A 22,170-nucleotide genomic window follows, 5' to 3' on the forward strand; every position below is an offset into this window, starting at 1 on the left:
TCACATCATGGAGCCCGAACGCCGCCGCACGGCGAAGATGCCGGTGCGGTCCGCGTCCACCGGCGCCACGGGCCATCGTTCTTTCCCGCCTCCCCGTGCGCGCTTTCGTTCTTGCTCCCTTGCGAAGGATGGTTATGGGCAGCCGCGCGACTGCGAATGACGGTCACTCCTTCGATCCCGAGGACGCGATCGCGATCGTGGGAATGGCCTGCCGTTATCCGGGCGCCGCGAATCCGGACGAATTCTGGGACCTGCTGCGGACGGGCGGGCAGACCGTCGCCGAGACGCCCGCCGAGCGGCGCGCGCTCTGGGCGTCGACGGGCGCGCCGGACGACGGCGACCGGTGGCCCCGGCACGGCTCGTTCCTGTCCGGCGTCGACCGGTTCGACCCGGCGTTCTTCCGCCTCTCGCCGCGCGAGGCCGCCGCGATGGACCCGCAGCAGCGGCTCATGCTGGAGCTGGGCTGGGAGGCCGTCGAGGACGCGCGCATCGTCCCGGCCGACCTGCGCGGCGCCCGGGTCGGGGTGTTCGTCGGCGCGATCTGGGACGACTACGCCCGGCTCGCCTACCGCGACGGGGCGCGGGCCAGCACGCAGCACACGATGACCGGCGTGCACCGGGGGATCATCGCGAACCGGCTGTCCTACGTCCTCGGCGTGCGCGGGCCCAGCATGGTGGTCGACAGCGGGCAGTCGTCGTCGCTGGTCGCGGTGCACCTCGCCTGCGAAAGCCTGCGGCGGGGCGAGGCGGACGCGGCCGTCGCGGGCGGCGTGAACCTCGCGCTGCTGCCGGAGTCGTCCGTCGTGTCCGGCGCGTGGGGCGGCCTGTCACCCGACGGGCGCTGCTACACCTTCGACGCCCGCGCGAACGGCTACGTCCGCGGCGAGGGCGGCGGCGCGGTCCTGCTGCGGCGGCTCGGCGACGCGCTGGCCGACGGCGACCGGATCTACTGCGTCGTGCGCGGCGGCGCCGTCAACAACGGCGCCGGGAGCAGCCTGACCACCCCGGCCGCGCCCGCGCAGGAGGACGTCCTGCGCGCCGCCTACCGCAGGGCGGGCGTCGCGGCGGCCGACGTCCAGTACGTCGAGCTGCACGGCACCGGGACCCCGCTCGGCGACCCGATCGAGGCGGCGGCGCTCGGCGCGGTCCTCGGCGCGGGCCGCGCGCCCGGCCGTCCGCTGCCGGTCGGCTCGGTGAAGACGAACGTGGGGCATCTGGAGGGCGCGGCGGGCATCACCGGGCTCATCAAGACGGCGCTGAGCCTGCGCCGCCGCGAGCTGCCGCCCAGCCTCAACTTCGCCGCGCCGAACCCGGCCATCCCGCTGGACGACCTCAACCTGTCCGTGCGGCGCGAGCCCGGCGCGTGGCCGGACGCGGACCGGACGCTCGTCGCGGGCGTCAGCGCGTTCGGCATGGGCGGCACGAACTGCCATGTCGTCCTGTCGGAAGGGCCGCGCGAGGCCGCCTCCGCCTCCGCGCCGCCGGCCCCCGCGACGGGCGTCCCCGTGACGCCGTGGATCCTGTCCGGACGGTCGGCGGAGGCGCTGCGCGGCCAGGCGTCCCGGCTCAGCGACGCGGCCCCGGCCGCCGCACCGGCGGACGTCGGCTGGTCGCTGGCCACGACCCGGACCCTGTTCGACCACCGCGCCGTCGTCCTCGGCGGGACCCGGGACGCGCTGCTCGCCGGCGTGGACGCGCTGGCCGCCGGGGATCCGGCGCCGGACGTCGTGTCCGGCGAGGTCGCGGGCGGCGGGCTCGGCGTGCTGTTCACCGGCCAGGGCGCGCAGCGCGCCGGGATGGGGCTGGAGCTGCACGCGGCGTTCCCCGCCTACGCGGCGGCGTTCGACGAGGTGTGCGCGCTGGCCGATCCGCTGCTCGGCCGGTCGCTGCGCGAGGTGATCGCGTCCGGGGACGGCCTGGACCGGACCGCGTTCACCCAGATCGCGCTGTTCGCCGTCGAGGTCGCGGCGTTCCGGCTCGTGGAGTCGTGGGGCGTGCGGCCCGCCTGGGTGTCGGGCCACTCGGTCGGGGAGATCGCCGCCGCGCACGTCGCCGGGGTCCTGTCGGCCGCGGACGCCGTCCGGCTGGTCGTCGCGCGCGGACGGCTCATGCAGGCGCTCCCGGCGGGCGGCGCGATGCTCGCCGTCGAGGCGCCCGAGGAGGACGTGCTCGAACTGCTCGGCGACGGCGGGCGCGTCGCCGTCGCGGCCGTCAACGGACCCGCGTCGGTCGTGGTGGCCGGGGACGAGCGCGAGATCGACCGGATCCGGGACGCCGTGCGCGCGCAGGGCCGCCGGTCCAAGCGGCTGAACGTCAGCCACGCCTTCCACTCGCCGCTCATGGACCCGATGCTGGACGACTTCCGCGCCGTCGTGGCGGACCTGTCGTTCGCGGCGCCGCAGATGACCGTGGTCTCGGCCGTCACGGGCCGGATCGCGGCGGACGAGCTGCGCTCCCCGGACTACTGGGTGCGGCACGCCCGCGTGCCCGTCCGGTTCCTCGACGCCGTCCGCGCGATGGAGGCGGCGGGCGCGGCGACGCTGCTCGAACTGGGGCCGGACGCGGTCCTCGCCCCGATGGCCGCCGAGTGCGCCGTCGCGCCCGGCGCGGTGCGGGCCGTGCCGCTGCTGCGCGCGGACCGGGACGAGCCGGGCGCGGCGCTGACGGCCCTGGCGCACCTCTTCGTCCGGGGCGTGGACGTGGCGTGGCCCGCCCTGTTCGCCGGGACCGGCGCCCGCACGGTGGACCTGCCGACGTACGCGTTCCAGCGCCGCCGGTACTGGGTCGACGCTCCGGCGCCGTCCGCCGATCCCGAGCCCGTCCGCGCCGCGACGGACACGGCCGGTCTCGTCGCCCGGCACGTCGCGGTGGCGCTCGGCTATTCCGCCGACGAGCGCGTCCCGTTCCGCACGTCTTTCTCCGACCTCGGGTTCGACTCGATGACGGCGGTGGAGTTCCGCAACGGGCTCGCCGCCGCGACCGGGCTCGCCCTTCCTGCGGGCCTGCTGTTCGACCATCCGACGCCCGACGCGCTGGCCGGGTATCTCCGCGCCCGGCTGGCCGGGGAGACCGGCGAACCGGACGATCTCGCGGACGTTGCGGGATCAGACGAGCCGATCGCGATCGTGGGCATGGCGTGCCGCTTCCCGGGCGGGGTGTCGTCGCCGGAGGAGCTGTGGCGCCTGGTCGCCGACGGCGGGGACGCGATCGGTGCGTTCCCGTCCGACCGGGGCTGGGACGTCGAGGGCCTGTACGACCCCGATCCCGGGCGTTCGGGACGCACGTACGCGCGCGGCGGCGGGTTCCTGCTCGACGCTTCCGAGTTCGACGCGGGCTTCTTCGGCATCTCACCGCGTGAGGCGCTGGCGATGGACCCGCAGCAGCGGCTCCTGCTGGAGACGGCGTGGGAGACGCTGGAGCGGGCGGGCATCGACCCGGCGTCGCTGCACGGAACGTCGGCCGGGGTGTTCGTCGGCGGCTACGGGCAGGACTACGGCCCGCGCATGGCCGACGCGCCCGAGAGCGTCGAAGGGCACGTCCTCACGGGCGGGACGTCCAGCGTGATGTCGGGCCGGATCGCCTACCAGCTCGGGCTGACCGGTCCGGCGCTGACGGTGGACACGGCGTGCTCGTCGTCGCTGGTGGCGCTGCATCTCGCGGTGCGGGCGCTGCGGTCGGGCGAATGCGACCTGGCGCTCGCGGGCGGCGTGACCGTGATGGCCACGCCCGGCATGTTCCTGGAGTTCTCGCGGCAGCGCGGGCTGTCGGCGGACGGTCGGTGCAAGGCGTTCGCGGCGTCGGCGGACGGCACCGGGTGGAGCGAGGGCGTCGGGTTGCTGGCGGTGGAGCGGTTGTCGGACGCGCGTCGCCGGGGGCATCGGGTGCTGGCGGTGGTGCGCGGGTCGGCGGTGAACCAGGACGGGGCGTCCAACGGGCTGACGGCGCCGAACGGGCCGTCCCAGCAGCGCGTCATCCGCCGCGCGCTGGCCGACGCGCGCGTCGCGGCGGCCGAGGTGGACGCGGTCGAGGCGCACGGCACGGGCACGGCGCTGGGCGACCCGATCGAGGCGGAAGCGCTGCTCGCGACGTACGGGCGGGGCCGGGCGGACGATCGTCCGCTGTGGCTGGGGTCGTTGAAGTCGAACATCGGTCATGCTCAGGCCGCCGCGGGCGTCGGTGGTGTGATCAAGATGGTGATGGCGATGCGGCATGGCGTCCTGCCGCAGACCTTGCACGTGGACGAGCCGACGCCGCATGTGGACTGGTCGGCGGGCGCCGTGCGGCTGCTGACCGAAGCGCGGGACTGGCCTGAGACCGGAAGCGTCCGGCGGTGCGCGGTGTCGGCGTTCGGCGTCAGCGGAACGAACGCGCACGTGATCTTGGAGCAGGCTGCCGAGGAGCCGGCCGAGGCCGTCGCGGACGATGCGCCCGTGGTGCCGTGGGTGGTGTCGGGCCGGTCGGAGGACGCGGTCCGGGCGCAGGCTTCGCGGTTGGCGGAGTTCGTCGCGGCGCACGACGTCCGGCCGGTGGACGTGGCCTGGTCGCTGGTGTCGGGCCGGTCGGTCTTCGAGCGTCGCGCCGTGGTGACCGGATCCGATCGTCAGGAATTGCTCGCGGGCCTGGACGCTCTGGCGTCGGGCGCGGCGCCGGTCGGAGCGGCCGAGTCGACGGGGCGCGTGGCGTGGGTGTTCCCGGGTCAGGGTGCGCAGTGGGCCGGGATGGGCGCGGAGCTGCTGGAGCAGTCTGCGGTGTTCGCCGAGGCGTTGGCCGAGGTCTCGGCGGCGGTGGAGGAGTTCGCGGGCTGGTCGGTGCTGGACGTGGTCCGGCAGGCCGAGGATGCGCCGTCGCTGGATCGGGTGGACGTCGTGCAGCCGGTGTCGTTCGCGGTGATGGTCGCGCTGGCCCGGCTGTGGGAGTCGCTGGGCGTGACGCCCGATGCGGTGATCGGCCACTCGCAGGGTGAGATCGCGGCGGCGTATGTGGCGGGCGGCCTGTCGTTGCGGGACGCGGCGCGCGTGGTGGTGTTGCGCAGCCAGTTGATCGCGGGCGTCCTGGCGGGCCGGGGCGGCATGGCGTCGGTCGCGTTGCCTGCCGGGCAGGTGCGGGAGCGGTTGTCGGGGTCGGTGCAGATCGCGGTCGTCAACGGCCCCGGCTCGGTGGTCGTCGCCGGGGATCCCACCGAGTTGGAGGCGCTGCTCACGGTCCTGGAGTCCGAAGGGACACGCGTCCGGCGCCTCCCCGTCGACTACGCGTCCCACTCCGCCCAGGTCGAAGCCATCGAGGACGACCTGCTGGCGGCCCTTGCCGAGGTCGAGCCGCAGGAGCTTCGGATTCCGATGCTGTCGTCGGTGACGGCCGACTGGCTCGGCGGCTCGCCGTTGGACGCCGCGTACTGGTACCGGAACCTGCGGCAGACCGTTAGGTTCCAGGACGCGGTGACCGCGTTGATCGAGGACGGCTTCTCGGCGTTCATCGAGGTCAGCTCCCATCCCGTGCTCGGCGTCGGGATCCAGCAGACCGCCGAGGCTCTGGACCGGACCGTGGTGACGGTCGGGTCGCTGCGCCGCGACGAGGGAGGATGGGACGCGTTCCTGTCGTCGGCGGCCGAAGCCTTCGCGCGCGGCGTGCCCGTCGACTGGTCCGCGGCGTGCGCGGGCGGCCGGTGGGTGGACGTCCCGACGTACGCATTCCAGCGGCAGCGTTTCTGGCTCGAACCCGGCCCCCGCACCGCCGGGGACGTGACCGCCGCCGGACTCGACGGCGTCGACCACCTCCTGCTCGGCGCGGCCGTGGAACTGGCCGGCGACCAGAGCGGCCTGATCCTCACCGGCAGCGTGTCGCTGGAGACCCATCCGTGGCTGGCCGACCACGCGGTGCTGGGAACCGTCCTGCTCCCGGGCACCGCGTTCGTGGAACTGGCGATCAGCGCCGCCGACCGCGCCGGATGCGGACGCGTCGAAGACCTCACGCTCTCCGCGCCGCTCGCCCTTCCCGAGCACGGCGACGTCCAGCTCCAGGTCGTCGTCGGCGCCCCGGACGAGGCGGGGCACCGCCCGGTGGAGATCCACTCCCGTTCCCGGGAGCAGGACGCCTGGACGCTCCACGCGTCCGGCCTCCTCGGCCCCGCCCAGGCGGATCCCGCGCCGCTCGCGGAGTGGCCCCCGGCGGACGCGGTCGAGGTCGACGTCCAGGACGGCTACGCCCGCGTCGCCGAGCGCGGCTACGACTACGGCCCGACGTTCCACGGGCTGCGCCGCGTCTGGAAACGCGGCGCGGAGACCTTCGCCGAGGTCGTGCTGGACGAGGAACGGCACGCCGACGCGTTCGCCGTCCACCCGGCCCTGCTGGACGCCGCCCTGCACGCCGTCCTGCCCGGCTTCGCCGACGAGCGCCGGGAGCTGAGCCTGCCGTTCGCCTGGTCGGGCGTCGAGGTCCACGCGGCGCAGGCCGCGTCGCGGCTGCGCGTCCGCCTCGCCCCGGCGGGCGCGGACGGCCTCGCGCTCCAGGTCGCCGACGGCGCCGGCGCGCCCGTCGCCACCGTCGGCGCGCTGGTCCTGCGGCCGGTGTCGCAGGACGCGCTGCGCCAGGCCACGGCCGCGCACCAGGACTCGCTGTTCCACGTGGAGTGGCGGCGGACGCCGACCGGGGAGGCCACGGCGGGCACCGGGCGGTGGGCGTCGGTCGGCGCCGCGCCGGTGACGATCGGCGGGACGCGCCTGCCGTCCTTCGCCGACCTGCCCGCGCTCGCCGAGACCGGCGACGTTCCGGACGTGGTGGTGGCGCAGCCGCCGGAACCGTCGGGCGACGTGCCGCACGCCGCGTGGTCGGTCGCGTCGGACGTTCTCGCGCTGGTGCGGGACTGGCTGGCCGACGACCGGTTCGCCGGCGCGCGGCTGGTCGTGGTGACGCGGAACGCGGTGCGCGCGGCGGAGGCCGACGCGGTCGAGCCGGCGTCGTCCGGCGTGTGGGGCCTGCTGCGCAGCGCACAGACGGAGAATCCCGGCCGGCTGGTGCTGGCCGATGTCGACGCGTCCTTGGACGGGCTGCCCGCGGCGGTGGCGTCGGGCGAACCGCAGGTGGCGTTGCGGGACGGCGCCGTGCTCGTCCCGCGTCTGGCCCGCGCGACCGTGGGCGACCCGGTGTCCTGGGATCCGGATGGCACCGTCCTGATCACGGGCGGGACCGGCGGGCTGGGCGCGCTGGCCGCCCGCCACCTCGTCGCCGAGCACGGCGTGCGGAGCCTGCTGCTGGTCAGTCGGCGCGGTCTCGAAGCTCCGGGCGCGACCGACCTGCGCGACGAGCTGGAGGCGTCGGGCGCGCTGGTGACGGTGGCGGCCGGTGACGTGGCCGACCGCGAGACCCTGTCGACCCTCCTCGCGGTGATCCCTCCCGAGCGTCCGCTGACGGCCGTGATCCACACGGCCGGAGTCCTGGACGACGGCGTGATCGGCTCGCTCACTCCCGAGCGTCTGGCCACGGTGTTCCGTCCGAAGGTCGACGCGGCGTGGAACCTGCACGAACTCACGCGTGACCTGGATCTGTCGGCGTTCGTTCTTTATTCGTCGGTGTCCGGGCTGATCGGCGGTGCCGGGCAGGCGAACTACGCGGCGGCCAACACGTTCCTGGACGCCCTCGCCGAGCACCGCCGCGCGCTGGGCCTGCCCGCCACGTCCCTCGCCTGGGGCCTGTGGGCCGACGCCGGGGGACTCACGGCGGCGATGTCCGCGAGCGACGTCCAGCGGATGGCCCGCTCCGGCGTCGCGACCCTGGACGCCGCCGAGGGCATGGCGCTGTTCGACGCGGCGACGGCGGCGGGCCGGGCCGCGGTCGTCCCGGTGAAGCTCGACGCCGTGGCCCTGCGGGCGCGGAACGCGGCGGTTCCTGCGGTGTTCCGGGGCCTCGTCCGGACGCCGGCGCGGCGCGGCCGGGACGCGGGCACCTCGCCGCTCGCCGAACGCCTGGCCGGGCTCTCCGCCGCCGACCGGGCGCGGCAGCTGCTCGACCTCGTGCGGCGGAAGGTCGCGGACGTCCTCGGGTACGCCGATCCGGACGCCGTCGGCACCGACCGTCCGTTCACCGACATCGGCTTCGACTCGCTGACGTCCGTCGAGCTGCGCAACCAGCTCAACGCCGCCACCGGGCTCCGGCTCCCGACGACGCTGGTCTTCGACCACCCGACCCCGGCGGAGGTCGCGGGCCTCCTCGCGGCCGAGTTCGCCGACGGCCCCGACACCGCCCGTCCCGTCACGGCGACGACCGCGCGGACGGACGAGCCGATCGCGATCGTGGGCATGGCGTGCCGCTTCCCCGGCGGCGTGTCGTCGCCGCAGGAGCTGTGGCGCCTGGTCGCCGACGGCGCTGACGCGATCGGGACGTTCCCGACCGACCGGGGCTGGGCCCTCGACGAGCTGTACGACCCCGACCCCGGCCGTCCCGGACGCACCTACACCCGCCACGGCGGATTCCTGCGGGACGCGGGCCACTTCGACCCCGGCTTCTTCGGCATCTCGCCGCGCGAGGCGCTGGCGATGGACCCGCAGCAGCGGCTCCTGCTGGAGATCGCGTGGGAGACGCTGGAGCGGGCGGGCATCGACCCGGCGTCGCTGCACGGCACGCAGACCGGCGTGTTCGCGGGCCTGATGTACCACGACTACGCGCCGTCGGCGCGCGAGATGCCCGCCGACCTGGAAGGGATCCTGCTGACCGGCAACACCGGCAGCGTGGTCTCGGGCCGGATCGCCTACCAGCTCGGGCTGACCGGCCCGGCGCTGACCGTGGACACCGCGTGCTCGTCCTCGCTGGTCGCTCTGCACCTGGCGGTGCAGGCGCTGCGGTCGGGCGAATGCGACCTGGCGCTCGCGGGCGGCGCGGCCGTCATGGCGACGCCCGGGACGTTCATCGAGTTCTCCCGGCAGCGCGGTCTCTCTCCGGACGGTCGGTGCAAGGCGTTCGCCGCGTCGGCCGACGGCACCGGCTGGGGCGAGGGCGTCGGCCTGCTGGCCGTGGAGCGGTTGTCGGACGCGCGGCGTCTGGGTCACCGGGTTCTCGCGGTGGTGCGCGGCACGGCGGTCAACCAGGACGGCGCGTCCAACGGCCTGACCGCGCCGAACGGCCCGTCGCAGCAGCGCGTGATCCGTCAGGCGCTGGCCAGCGCCGGGCTGGACACCGCCGACGTCGACGCGGTGGAGGCCCACGGCACCGGGACGGCGCTCGGCGACCCGATCGAGGCCGAGGCCCTGCTCGCGACCTACGGGCAGGGGCGGGCGGACGACCGTCCGCTGTGGCTGGGCTCCGTCAAGTCGAACATCGGCCACACGCAGGCCGCCGCCGGTGTCGCCGGTGTGATCAAGATGGTGATGGCGATGCGGCACGGGCTCCTGCCGCAGACGCTTCATGTGGACGAGCCGAGCCCGCACGTGGACTGGTCCGCCGGAGCCGTGGAGCTGCTGACCGAGCCGCGGGACTGGCCGTCCGGGACGCGGCGCTGCGCGGTCTCCGGGTTCGGGATCAGCGGGACGAACGCGCACGTGATCCTGGAACAGGTCGCCGAGGAGCCGTCCGACCCCGTCGCGGACGACGCGACCGTGGTGCCGTGGGTCGTGTCGGGCCGCACGGAGGAAGCGCTCCGGATGCAGGCTTCCCGGCTGGCGGAGTTCGTCGCTGCGAGCGACGTCCGGCCGGTGGACGTGGCCTGGTCGCTCGTGTCGGGCCGGTCGGTCTTCGAGCATCGCGCCGTCGTGACGGGAGCTGACCGGCGGGAACTGCTGGCCGGGCTGGAAAGCCTCGCGGCGAACGGCCCGGGAGCGATCTCGGGTACCGCCACGTCGACCGGACGTGTGGCCTGGGTGTTCCCCGGCCAGGGTGCGCAGTGGGCCGGGATGGGTGCGGAGCTGCTGGAGCAGTCGCCGGTGTTCGCCGAGGTGCTGGCCGAGGTCTCGGCCGCTGTGCAGGAGTTCGCGGGCTGGTCGGTGCTGGACGTCGTCCGGCAGGCCGAGGACGCGCCGTCGCTCGACCGGGTGGACGTCGTGCAGCCGGTCTCGTTCGCGGTCATGGTCGCGTTGGCTCGGCTGTGGGAGTCGCTGGGCGTGACGCCCGACGCGGTGATCGGTCACTCGCAGGGCGAGATCGCTGCGGCCTATGTGGCGGGCGGGCTCAGCCTGCGGGACGCGGCGCGCGTCGTCGTCCTTCGCAGCCAGCTGATCGCGGGCGTCCTGGCGGGTCGCGGCGGCATGGCGTCGGTCGCACTGCCCGCCGGGCAGGTACACGAGCGGCTGTCGGGGTCGGTGCAGGTCGCGGTGGTCAACGGCCCCGGCTCGGTGGTGATCGCGGGAGATCCCACCGAGCTGGAAACGCTGCTGACGACGCTGGAGTCCGAGGGAACACGGGTGCGACGCCTCCCGGTCGACTACGCCTCCCACTCCGCGCAGGTGGAGGCCATCGAGACCGACCTGCTGACCGTCCTCGCGGACGTTGAACCGCAGGAGCCGCGGATCCCGATGCTGTCGTCGGTGACCGCCGACTGGCTCGGTGACTCGCCGTTGGACGGGGCGTACTGGTACCGGAATCTGCGGCAGACCGTCCGGTTCCAGGACGCGGTGACCGCGTTGATCGAGGACGGCTTCTCGGCGTTCATCGAGGTCAGCTCCCATCCCGTCCTCGGCGTCGGCATCCAGGAAACCGCCGAAGCGCTCGACCGGAACGTCGTGACGGTCGGGTCGCTGCGCCGGGACGAAGGCGGATGGGAGAGGTTCCTGTCCTCGGCGGCCGAGGCGTTCGTGAACGGCATCGCCGTCGACTGGTCCGAGGTCTGCGCGGGCGGCCGGTGGGTGGACGTCCCGACCTACGCGTTCCAGCGCGAGCGGTTCTGGCTCGAACCCGGCTCCCGCGCGGCCGGGGACGTGACGGCGGCCGGGCTGAACGACGTCGAGCATCCGCTGCTCGGCGCGGTCGTGGAGCTGGCCGGCGAGCAGGGAGGCGTGATCCTCACGGGCAGCGTCTCCCTCAAGACGCACCCGTGGCTGGCCGACCACGCGGTTCTGGGAACCGTCCTGCTCCCGGGCACGGCCTTCGTGGAACTGGCGATCACCGCCGCCGACCGCGCCGGATACGCCCGGATCGACGACCTCACCCTGGCCGCGCCCCTGCCGCTCCCCGAGCAGGGCGACGTCCAGCTCCAGGTCGTCGTCGGCGCCCCGGACGAGACCGGCCGCCGCCCGGTGGAGATCCACTCTCGTCCCCGGGAGCAGGACGCCTGGACGCTCCACGCGTCCGGCCTGCTGACCCGGGAGCCGACGGGCGCGCCGACACTGACGCAATGGCCCCCGGCGGACGCGGTCGAAGTCGACGTCGACTACGCCCGCGTGGCCGAACGCGGCTACGACTACGGCCCGACCTTCCAGGGCCTCCAACGCGTGTGGAAACGCGGCGCGGAAATTTTCGCCGAAGTGGCGCTGGACGAACCGGCGGACGCGTTCGCCGTCCATCCCGCCCTCCTGGACGCGGCCCTCCACCCACTTCTCCCGGGCATCGCCGGAGAAGAACGCGAACTGAGCCTCCCGTTCGCCTGGTCCGACGTCGAAATCCACGCCACCAACGCCACCCACCTGCGCGTCCACCTCACCCCCACTGGCACCGACGGTTACGCCCTCCACACCGCCGACGCCGAAGGCGCCCCCGTCGCGACCGCAGGATCGCTCGTCCTGCGCCCGGTGTCCGAGCAGGCGCTCCGCCGGGCCGCCGGCCCGCACCGCGACTCCCTGTTCCACCTGGACTGGACCGACGTCCCGGCGGCCGACGCGGCGGACGTCGCCGGTTGGGCGTTGATCGGCCCCGCGCCCGTCACGATCGGCGGGGCCGAGCTTCCCGCCCACCGCGACCTTGCGGCGCTGGCCGAGGCCGGAGACGTCCCCGGCACGGTGGTGTACGAGGTCGAACCCGCCGCCGGTTCCGTGCCCGAAGCCGTGCGGTCGTCCACGGCCCGCGTGCTGGACGTGGTGCAACGCTGGCTCGCCGACGAGCGCTTCGCCGACGCGCGCCTGGTGGTCGTCACCCGCAACGCGGTCCGGGCGCAGGACGCGGACGCGGTCGACCTGGCGTCGTCGGGCGTGTGGGGCCTGCTGCGCAGTGCGCAGACCGAGCAGCCCGGCCGGTTCGTCCTCGTGGACCTCGACGGCGACGCCCGGGACGCGCTGCCCGCCGCCGTCGCGTCCGGCGAGGAGCAGATCGCGGTCCGCGACGGCGCGCTGCGCACGCCCCGGCTCGCCCGCCCGGACGCGAGCCTCGTCCCGCCCGACGGGACCCCGCACTGGCGGCTCGGCCTGACCGCCCGGGGCACGCTCGACAACCTGACGTTCCTGCCCGCCCCCGACGCCGCGCGCCCGCTCCGGGCGGGCGAGGTCCGGATCGCGGTCCGGGCCGCCGGTCTCAACTTCCGGGACGTCCTCATCGCGCTCGGCATGTACCCGGACGAGACGGCGGTCCCGGGCAGCGAGGGCGCCGGGATCGTCCTGGAGACCGGCCCGGACGTCACCGACCTCGCGCCGGGCGACCGCGTGTTCGGTTTCCTCACCGGCGGGTTCGGGCCGGTGGCCGTCACAGACCGGCGGATGCTCGCGCCGATGCCGTCCGCGTGGTCGTTCGTCCAGGCCGCCGCGATCCCGGTGGTCTTCCTGACCGCCTACTACGGCCTGGTCGACCTCGGCAGGCTGCGGCGGGGCGACACGGTGCTCGTCCATGCGGCGGCCGGCGGCGTGGGCATGGCCGCGACGCAGATCGCCCGGCATCTCGGCGCGGACGTCTACGGCACGGCGAGCCCCGGCAAGTGGCCGGTGCTCCGCGCGGACGGCTTCACCGAAGACCGCCTCGCGTCGTCGCGCACGCTCGGCTTCGCGGAGGCGTTCGCCGCCGCGACCGGCGGCCGGGGCTTCGACGTCGTGCTCAACGCGCTGGCCCGCGAGTTCGTGGACGCGTCGCTGCGGCTGCTGCCGCGCGGCGGCCGGTTCGTCGAGATGGGGAAGACCGACCTGCGCGACGCCGCCGAGGTCGCCCGCGCGCACCCGGGCGTGGAGTACCGGGCGTTCGAGCTGATGGACGCGGGGCCCGACCGCGTCCAGGAGATGCTGCGCGAGGTCGTCGGCCTGTTCGAGCGCGGCGTGCTGCACGTGCCGCCGGTCACCACCTGGGACGTCCGCCGGGCCCCGGACGCGTTCCGGTTCCTGTCCCGGGCGCGCAACATCGGCAAGATCGTCCTGACCGTCCCGGCCGCGCCCTACGGGGACGGCACGGTCCTGGTCACGGGCGGCACCGGCGGGCTGGGCGCGCTGGCGGCGCGGCACCTCGTCACCGAACACGGCGTGCGGAACCTGCTGCTGGTGAGCCGACGCGGGCCGGACGCACCGGGCGCCGATGAACTGCGCGACGAGCTGACGGCGCTGGGCGCGCGGGTGACGATCGCGGCGGCCGACGTCGCCGACCGGGACGAATTGGCCGGGCTCCTGGCCGACGTGCCGCTCTCGGCGGTGATCCACACGGCGGGCGTGCTGGACGACGGCGTGCTCGACGCGCTGACTCCCGACCGCCTGGCCACGGTGTTCCGCCCCAAGGTCGACGCGGCGTGGCACCTGCACGAACTCACCCGGGACCGCGACCTGTCCGCGTTCGTCCTCTACTCGTCGTTCGCGGGCGTGGCGGGGACGGCGGGCCAGGCCAACTACGCGGCGGCCAACGCGTTCCTGGACGCGCTCGCCGAGCACCGCCGCGCCCGGGGACTGCCCGCCGTGTCCCTGGCCTGGGGCTACTGGGAGGCCGCCAGCGGCATGACCGGCCATCTCGACGCCCGCGACGTCCGGCGGATGGCCCGCGACGGCCTCGTCCCGATGCCGTCGCCGGCGGGCCTGGACCTCCTCGACCGGGCGCAGGATCTCGGGCTCGCCGCCGTCGTCCCCGCCCGGCTCGACCCGGCGGCGCGGCCCGGCGAACCGCGCGGCCTCCTGCGCGGCCTCGCGGGCGGCATCGTCCGCCGGACCGCCGCCGCGAGCCCGGACCGCACCGGGCCCGCCCTCACCGAACGGCTCGCCGCCCTGGCGCCGGACGAGCGGCTCCGCCACCTGACGGACGTGGTGCGCGACGAGGCCGCCGCCGTCCTCGGCCACACCGGACGCGACAGCGTGGACCGGGACCGGGCGTTCAAGGAACTGGGCTTCGACTCGCTCACGGCGGTCGAGCTGCGGAACCGGCTGAACGCGCTGACCGGGCTGCGCCTGCCCGCCACCGTCGTCTTCGACCATCCGACGCCCGGCGAGCTGGCGGCGGCCGTCGGCGCGCGCCTCGGCCTGGACGACACGGCGCCGGACGGCCCGTCCGTCCTCGCCGGCCTCACCCGCCTCAAGCCGGACCTCGCGTCCGGGGAGCACGACGACGACGCGCGGCGGCGGATCGCCGCGGCGCTGCGCGAACTGCTGGACCTCGTCGGCCCGGCCGGCGACGCCGATCAGGAAGACCTCGACTCCGCCTCCGACGACGAGCTGTTCGCGTTCGTCGACGAGCGCGCCTGACCCGGGAGCCCCCATGGCTGACGAAGAGAAGCTGCGCGAATACCTCAAGCGGTCCATCGCGGACGGCCGGGAGGCCCGCCGTCAGGTGCAGGCCCTGACGGACGAGCGGCACGAGCCGATCGCGATCGTGGGCATGGCGTGCCGGTTCCCCGGCGGCGTTCGGTCGCCCGAGGATCTGTGGGACCTGGTGGCCGCCGGGCGGGACGCCGTCGGCCCGTTCCCCGGCGACCGGGGCTGGGACCTGGACGCGCTCTACGACACCGATCCGGGCGCGTCCGGCACCTGCTACGTGCGCGACGGCGGGTTCGTCCATGACGCGGCCGAGTTCGACGCGGGCTTCTTCGGTATCTCGCCGCGTGAGGCGCTGGCGATGGACCCGCAGCAGCGGTTGTTGCTGGAGACGGCGTGGGAGGCGTTCGAGCGGGCGGGCATCGACCCGGGGTCGCTGCGCGGCAGCCGGACCGGCGTGTTCGTCGGCGCCGTCCCGCAGGAGTACGGGCCGCGCGTGCACGAGGCGCCCGAAGCGGTCGAGGGGCATCTGCTGACCGGCACGACGCTGAGCGTCACGTCCGGCCGGATCGCCTACCAGTTCGGGCTGACCGGGCCCGCGATGACCGTGGACACGGCGTGCTCGTCGTCGCTGGTGGCGCTGCACCTCGCCGTGGACGCGCTGCGGTCGGGCGAGTGCGAGCTGGCGCTCGCGGGCGGCGTGACGGTCGTGACGTCCCCCGGCGTCTTCGTGGAGTTCGCCCGGCAGCGCGGCCTGGCGCCGGACGCCCGGTGCAAGCCGTTCGCCGCCGCCGCCGACGGGACGGGCTTCGCCGAGGGCGTGGGCCTGCTGGCGGTGGAGCGGTTGTCGGACGCCCGGCGGCTGGGGCACCGGGTGCTGGCGGTGGTGCGCGGCACGGCGGTGAACCAGGACGGCGCGTCGAACGGGCTGACCGCGCCGAACGGGCCGTCGCAGCAGCGGGTGATCCGGCAGGCGCTGGCCAACGCCCGGCTGGAGACCGGGGACGTGGACGCGGTCGAGGCCCACGGCACCGGGACCACGCTCGGCGACCCGATCGAGGCGGAAGCGCTGCTCGCGACCTATGGACAGGACCGGGCGGACGATCGTCCGCTGTGGCTGGGGTCGTTGAAGTCGAACATCGGTCATGCTCAGGCCGCCGCCGGCGTCGGCGGCGTGATCAAGATGGTGATGGCGATGCGGCATGGCGTCCTGCCGCAGACGCTTCACGTGGACGAGCCGACCCCGCATGTGGACTGGTCCGCTGGTGCCGTCGAACTGCTGACCGAGGCGCGGGACTGGCCGTCCGAAACGCGGCGTTGCGCGGTCTCCGGGTTCGGGATCAGCGGGACGAACGCGCACGTGATCTTGGAGCAGGCCGTCGAGGAGCCGTCCGAGGTCGTCGCGGACGACGCGCCGGTGGTGCCGTGGGTGGTGTCGGGTCGGTCGGAGGAAGCGGTCCGGGCGCAGGCTTCGCGGTTGGCGGAGTTCGTCGCGGCGCGCGACGTCCGGCCGGTGGACGTGGCATGGTCGCTGGTCAACGAGCGGTCGTTGTTCGCGCACCGCGCGGTCGTCGCGGGTGCGAACCGGGACGAGCTGCTGGCCGGGCTGGAGAGCCTGGCGTCGGGCGGCGCCGCGCCCGCCGTCGTGGACGGCCGGGTCGGCGTGGTGTTCACCGGCCAGGGATCGCAGCGCGCCGGGATGGGCGCGGAACTCGCGAACGCGTTCCCGGTGTTCGCGGCGGCGCTGGACGAGGTGTGCGCGCGGGCGGACGCGTTGCTGGGGCGCTCGTTGCGCGAGGTGATCGCTTCGGGCGAGGAACTGGGGGAGACCCGGTTCACGCAACCGGCGCTGTTCGCTGTTGAGGTGGCGCTGTTCCGTCTCGCCGAATCGTGGGGGCTCCGGCCCGATTTCGTCGCGGGCCACTCCATCGGTGAAATTTCGGCCGCACATGTGGCCGGGCTGATCGGGCTCGATGACGCCGTCCGGCTGGTGGTCGCGCGCGGCGAGCTGATGCAGCGGCTGCCCGCGGGCGGCGCGATGCTGGCCGTCGCGGCGGGCGAGGACGAGATCGCGCGCGTCCTGGACGGCCACGAGCAGGTGGGCGTCGCGGCGGTGAACGGGCCCGCGGCGGTCGTGCTCTCGGGCGACGGTTCCGTGGTCGCGCGCATCGAAGAGGCACTGCGCGCCGAGGGACGCCGCGTGAAGCGCCTGACGGTCAGCCACGCGTTCCATTCGCCGCTGATGGATCCGATGCTGGCGGACTTCCGGAACGCGTTGGAAGGCGTGACGTTCGGGCGGCCGGCGATTCCGCTGGTGTCGGCGGTGACCGGGCGGCTCGCGGATCCGGACGAGATCGGTTCGGTGGAGTACTGGGTCCGGCACATCCGCGAACCCGTCCGGTTCCTGGACGCCGTCCGCAGCCTGGAGTCCGAAGGCGTCACCACGCTCCTGGAGCTGGGCCCCGACGCCGTCCTGTCGGCGATGGCGGCGGACTGTCTGGCGGACCCCGACGCGACGGCCCTGTTCTCCGCGACGCGCGCGGGCCGCCCCGAGCCCGCCTCGTTCGTGGCCGCGATCGCCGGGACGTTCGCGCGCGGCACCGGCGCCGACTGGACCCCGCTCCTGCCCGGCGCCCGCCGCACGGACCTGCCCACCTACGCCTTCCAGCGGGAGCGCTACTGGCTCGACGCCGGAACCGGCGCCGCCGACCTGGCCGCCGCCGGGATGAGCGCCGCCGGGCACCCGCTGCTCGGCGCCGCCGTCGAACTCGCCGCGGACGGCGGCCTGGTGCTGACCGGGCGGCTCTCGCTCCGCGACCACCCCTGGCTGGCGGACCGCGCGGTGTTCGGCGGCCCGCTCGTCCCGGACGCGCTGTTCCTCGAACTGGCCGTCGCGGCCGGGGACCGCGTCGGCTGCGACGGGGTCGCGGACCTGGCATCGGTGGCGCCGTTGCCGCTCGCGGAGGACGCGGGCGTCCAGGTCCAGGTGACCGTCGGTGCGGGCGACGCGGGACGGCGCCCGGTCGCGGTGCACTCCCGATCCGGCGACGGGTCGCCCTGGACACTGCACGCCTCCGGCACGCTGACGACCGCCGGAACCGGCGTCTCCGGCGCCGAACCGGCCGCGTGGCCGCCGCCCGGCGCCGCCGAGGAGGACCCCGCGGACGTCTACGCCCGGTGGGCCGACGAAGGGCACGAGCACGGCCCGGCGTTCCAGGCGCTGCGGCGCGTGTGGCGCCGGGACGGGGACGTCTTCGCCGAGATCGCCCTCCCCGACGGGCAGGACGCGGCCGGGTTCGTCCTCCACCCCGCGCTCTGGGACGCCCTGCTGCACCCCTTCCCGGGGAGCCTGCCGTCCGCGTGGTCGGGCGTGCGGGTGCGCGCGGCGGGCGCGGCGCGGCTGCGGGTCCGGCTGTCGGCGGTGGACGGCGGCGTGCGCGTCACGGCGGCCGACGACACCGGCGCCGAGGTTCTGACGGCCGAGTCGGTGCGCTTCCGCGCCGAGCCCCGCGAGTGGCTGCGCGCCGTCGGCGGCGCGCGGCCCGCCTCCCTCTTCCAGGTCGACTGGGTGCCGGTCGACGCCGAGCCGTCCTCTCCAGAGAACTGGGCGTCCCTCGGCGAGACAGGCTTGGACGGTGTCCCGTCCCACGCCGATCTGCCGTCGCTGGCGGACGCGGTTCCCGACGTCGTGGTCGTGTCCTCGCCGACGCCGGGGACGGACGACGTGCCGGGCGCCGTGCGTTCGGTGACCTCGGACGTCCTCGGGCTGGCGCAGGAATGGCTGGCTTCGGAGCGGTTCGCCGGGTCCCGGCTGGTCGTCGTCACCCGGAACGCGGTGCGGGCGACGGACGGCGACGCGGTCGACCTACCGCAGTCGAGCGTGTGGGGCCTGCTGCGCAGCGCGCAGACGGAGAACCCGGGCCGGTTGGTGCTGGTGGACGCCGACGGGTCGTTGGACGGGCTTCCTGCGGCGGTGGCGTCGGGCGAGCCGCAGGTGGCGTTGCGGGACGGCGCGGTGCTCGTCCCGCGTCTGGCCCGCGCGACCGTCGGTGAACCGGTGTCCTGGGATCCGGACGGAACCGTCCTGATCACGGGCGGGACCGGCGGGCTGGGCGCGCTGGCCGCCCGTCACCTCGTCGCCGAGCACGGCGTGCGGAGCCTGCTGCTGGTCAGCCGACGCGGCCTGGACGCTCCGGGCGCGGTCGAGCTGCGCGACGAGCTGGAGGCGTCGGGCGCGCTCGTGACCGTGGCCGCGGGCGATGCCGCCGACCGGGACGAGCTGTCGATGATCCTGGCGGCCGTTCCGGAGGAGCGTCCGCTGACGGCTGTGATCCACACGGCGGGCGTCCTGGACGACGGCGTGTTCGGCTCCTTGACCCCCGACCGTCTGGCGACGGTGTTCCGTCCCAAGGTCGACGCCGCATGGAACCTGCACGAACTCACCCGTGACCTGGATCTGTCGGCGTTCGTCCTGTACTCGTCGGTGTCCGGGCTGATCGGCGGGGCCGGGCAGGCCAACTACGCGGCGGCCAACACCTTCCTGGACGCCCTCGCCGAACACCGCCGGGCATTGGGCCTGCCCGCCACGTCCCTCGCCTGGGGCCTGTGGCAGCAGGCCGGGGGGATCACCGGCGAGCTGTCAGAGACCGACGTCCAGCGCATCGCCCGCACCGGCCTGGTGCCCCTCGACCCCGGCGAAGGGCTCGCGCTGCTCGACGCCGCCCGGACGCTCGGCCGGGCCGTCGCCGTGCCCGCCGCGCTCGACGTCCGGGCGTTGCGCGCCCAGGGCGACGCCCTCGCGCCGGTCCTGCGGGGCCTGACCGGCACGGCGATCCGGCGCCGCGCCGCGACCGGCGGCACCGACCTCGCGCGGCGGCTCGCCGACCTGCCCGAGCCCGAGCGCGGCCCGTTCCTCGCCGACCTCGTCCGCGCCCAGGCGGCCTCCGTCCTCGGTTTCGCCGACGCCCGGCGCGTCGACGCCGGACGCCCGTTCCGCGACCTCGGCTTCGACTCGCTCATGTCCGTCGAACTGCGCAACCGGCTCCGCGCGGCGACGGGCCTGCCGCTCGCGGCGGGCGTGGTCTTCGACCACCCGACGCCCACGGCCCTCGCGGACCATCTACTCGCCGCGCTGGCCGGGACCGTCCCCGACACCGGCGCAATCGCCGCCGCGCGGGCCGACGGCGAGCCGATCGCGATCGTCGGCATGGCCTGCCGGTTCCCCGGCGACGTGTCCTCGCCGGAGGACCTGTGGCGCCTGCTCGCGGACGGGACCGACGCGCTGACGCCGTTCCCGTCCGACCGGGGCTGGGACACCGACGCGCTGTTCGACCCGGATCCGGACCGTCCGGGCAAGAGCTACGTCCGCGAGGGCGGCTTCGTGAGCGGCGTCGCGGACTTCGACACCGCCTTCTTCGGCATCTCGCCGCGCGAAGCGCTCGGGATGGACCCGCAGCAGCGGCTTCTGCTGGAGACGGCCTGGGAGGCGTTCGAGCGGGCGGGCATCGACCCGGCGTCCCTGCGCGGCACGCCGACCGGCGTCTTCGTCGGCGGGAACGGGCAGGACTACGCGACGATCGCGGCCCGGGCGTCCGACGAGACCGAGGGCTACCGCGTGACGGGCAACGCGGCCAGCGTCGTGTCGGGCCGGATCGCGTACCAGCTCGGTCTGATCGGCCCGGCGCTGACCGTCGACACCGCGTGCTCGTCGTCGCTGGTCGCTCTGCATCTGGCGGTCCAGGCGCTGCGGTCGGGCGAGTGCGATCTCGCGCTCGCCGGCGGCGCGACGGTCATGGCCACGCCGACCGCGTTCGTGGAGTTCTCGCGGCAGCGCGGGTTGTCGGCGGACGGGCGGTGCAAGGCGTTCGCGGCGTCGGCGGACGGCACCGGCTGGGGCGAGGGCGTCGGCCTGCTGGCCGTGGAACGCCTGTCGGACGCGCGTCGCCGGGGCCATCGGGTGCTGGCGGTGGTGCGCGGGTCGGCGGTGAACCAGGACGGCGCCTCCAACGGCCTGACGGCGCCGAACGGCCCGTCCCAGCAGCGCGTGATCCGGCAGGCGCTCGCCAACGCCCAGCTCACCGCCGGGGACGTCGACGCCGTGGAGGCCCACGGCACCGGAACCACGCTCGGCGACCCGATCGAGGCCGAAGCCCTGCTTGCGACCTATGGACAAGCTCGGGTGGATCGTCCGCTGTGGCTGGGGTCGGTGAAGTCGAACATCGGTCACACGCAGGCGGCTGCTGGCGTCGCGGGTGTGATCAAGATGGTGATGGCGATGCGGCACGGCGTTCTGCCGCAGACCTTGCACGTGGACGAGCCGACGCCGCACGTGGACTGGTCCGCTGGTGCCGTCGAACTCCTTGCCGAGGCGAGGGAGTGGCCTGAGACCGGGAGCGCTCGGCGGTGCGCGGTGTCGGCGTTCGGCGTCAGCGGAACGAACGCGCACGTCGTGCTGGAGCAGGGCGACGCCGTCGAGCCCGTCGAGAACGACGCGCCCGGCGTGACGCCGTGGGTGGTGTCGGCCCGGTCGGAGGCGGCGGTCCGGGCGCAGGCGGCGCGTCTCGCCGCGTTCGTCCGCGCCGACGACGGCCTGCGGCCGGTGGACGTGGCGTGGTCGCTCGTGTCGGGCCGGTCGGTCTTCGAGCACCGAGCCGTCGTGCTCGGTTCCGACCGTCCGGAACTGCTCGCGGGCCTGGACGCTCTCGCCTCCGGCGCGGCCCCGGTCGGAGCAGCCGAAGCCCCGGGTCGCGTGGCCTGGGTGTTCCCGGGCCAGGGGGCGCAGTGGCCCGGGATGGGCGCGGACCTGCTGGAGCAGTCTCCGGTGTTCGCCGAGGCGCTGGCCGAGATATCGGCCGCCGTGGAGGAGTTCGCGGGCTGGTCGGTGCTGGACGTGATCCGGCAGGCCGAGGACGCCCCCTCACTGGATCGGGTGGACGTCGTCCAGCCGGTGTCGTTCGCGGTGATGGTCGCGCTGTCCCGGCTGTGGGAGTCGCTGGGCGTCACCCCGGACGCCGTCATCGGCCATTCCCAGGGCGAGATCGCCGCCGCGTACGTGGCGGGCGGGCTCAGCCTGCGGGACGCGGCGCGCGTCGTGGTGCTGCGCAGCCAGTTGATCGCGGGCGTCCTGGCCGGTCGCGGCGCGATGGCCTCCATCGCCCTGCCCGCCGAGCAGGTGCGGGAGCGGCTGTCCGGATCGGTGCAGATCGCGGTGGTCAACGGCCCCGGCTCGGTCGTGGCCGCCGGGGATCCCGCCGAGCTGGAAGCCCTGCTGGCGGCGCTGGAGTCGGAGGGAACGCGCGTCCGCCGCCTCCCGGTCGACTACGCGTCCCACTCCGCGCAGGTGGAAGCCATCGAGACCGACCTGCTGGACGTTCTCAACGGCCTCGCTCCTCAAAAGCCGCGGATCCCGATGCTGTCGTCGGTGACCGCCGACTGGCTGGGCGACGGGCCGCTGGACGGCGCGTACTGGTACCGGAACCTGCGGCACACCGTCCGGTTCCAGGACGCGGTGACCGCGTTGATCGAGGACGGGTTCTCGGCGTTCATCGAGGTCAGCTCCCACCCCGTCCTCGGCGTCGGCATCCAGGAGACCGCCGAAGCGCTCGACCGG

At 75.1% G+C, this 22,170-nt stretch carries 2 protein-coding genes; both read left to right on the plus strand.

Translation table 11 applies throughout. The features are described from left to right. Positions 1-134 precede the first annotated feature (134 nt). On the plus strand, positions 135-14,552 hold the full coding sequence (locus tag GQ466_RS05660; protein WP_161101659.1) for a type I polyketide synthase: 14,418 nt from the start codon (positions 135-137) through the stop codon (positions 14,550-14,552). Positions 14,553-14,565: 13 nt separating this feature from the next. Further along, positions 14,566-22,170: type I polyketide synthase (locus GQ466_RS31340; RefSeq protein WP_161101660.1), on the plus strand; the 7,605-nt coding region annotated here is incomplete at its 3' end.

This window comes from Actinomadura rayongensis, from assembly GCF_009831215.1.
Lineage (GTDB): Bacteria > Actinomycetota > Actinomycetes > Streptosporangiales > Streptosporangiaceae > Spirillospora > Spirillospora rayongensis.

Coding starts and splice junctions, on each gene's coding strand:
- GQ466_RS05660 (WP_161101659.1), top strand. CDS start 135: ATGGGCAGCCGCGCGACTGCGAATGACGGTCACTCCTTCGATCCCGAG.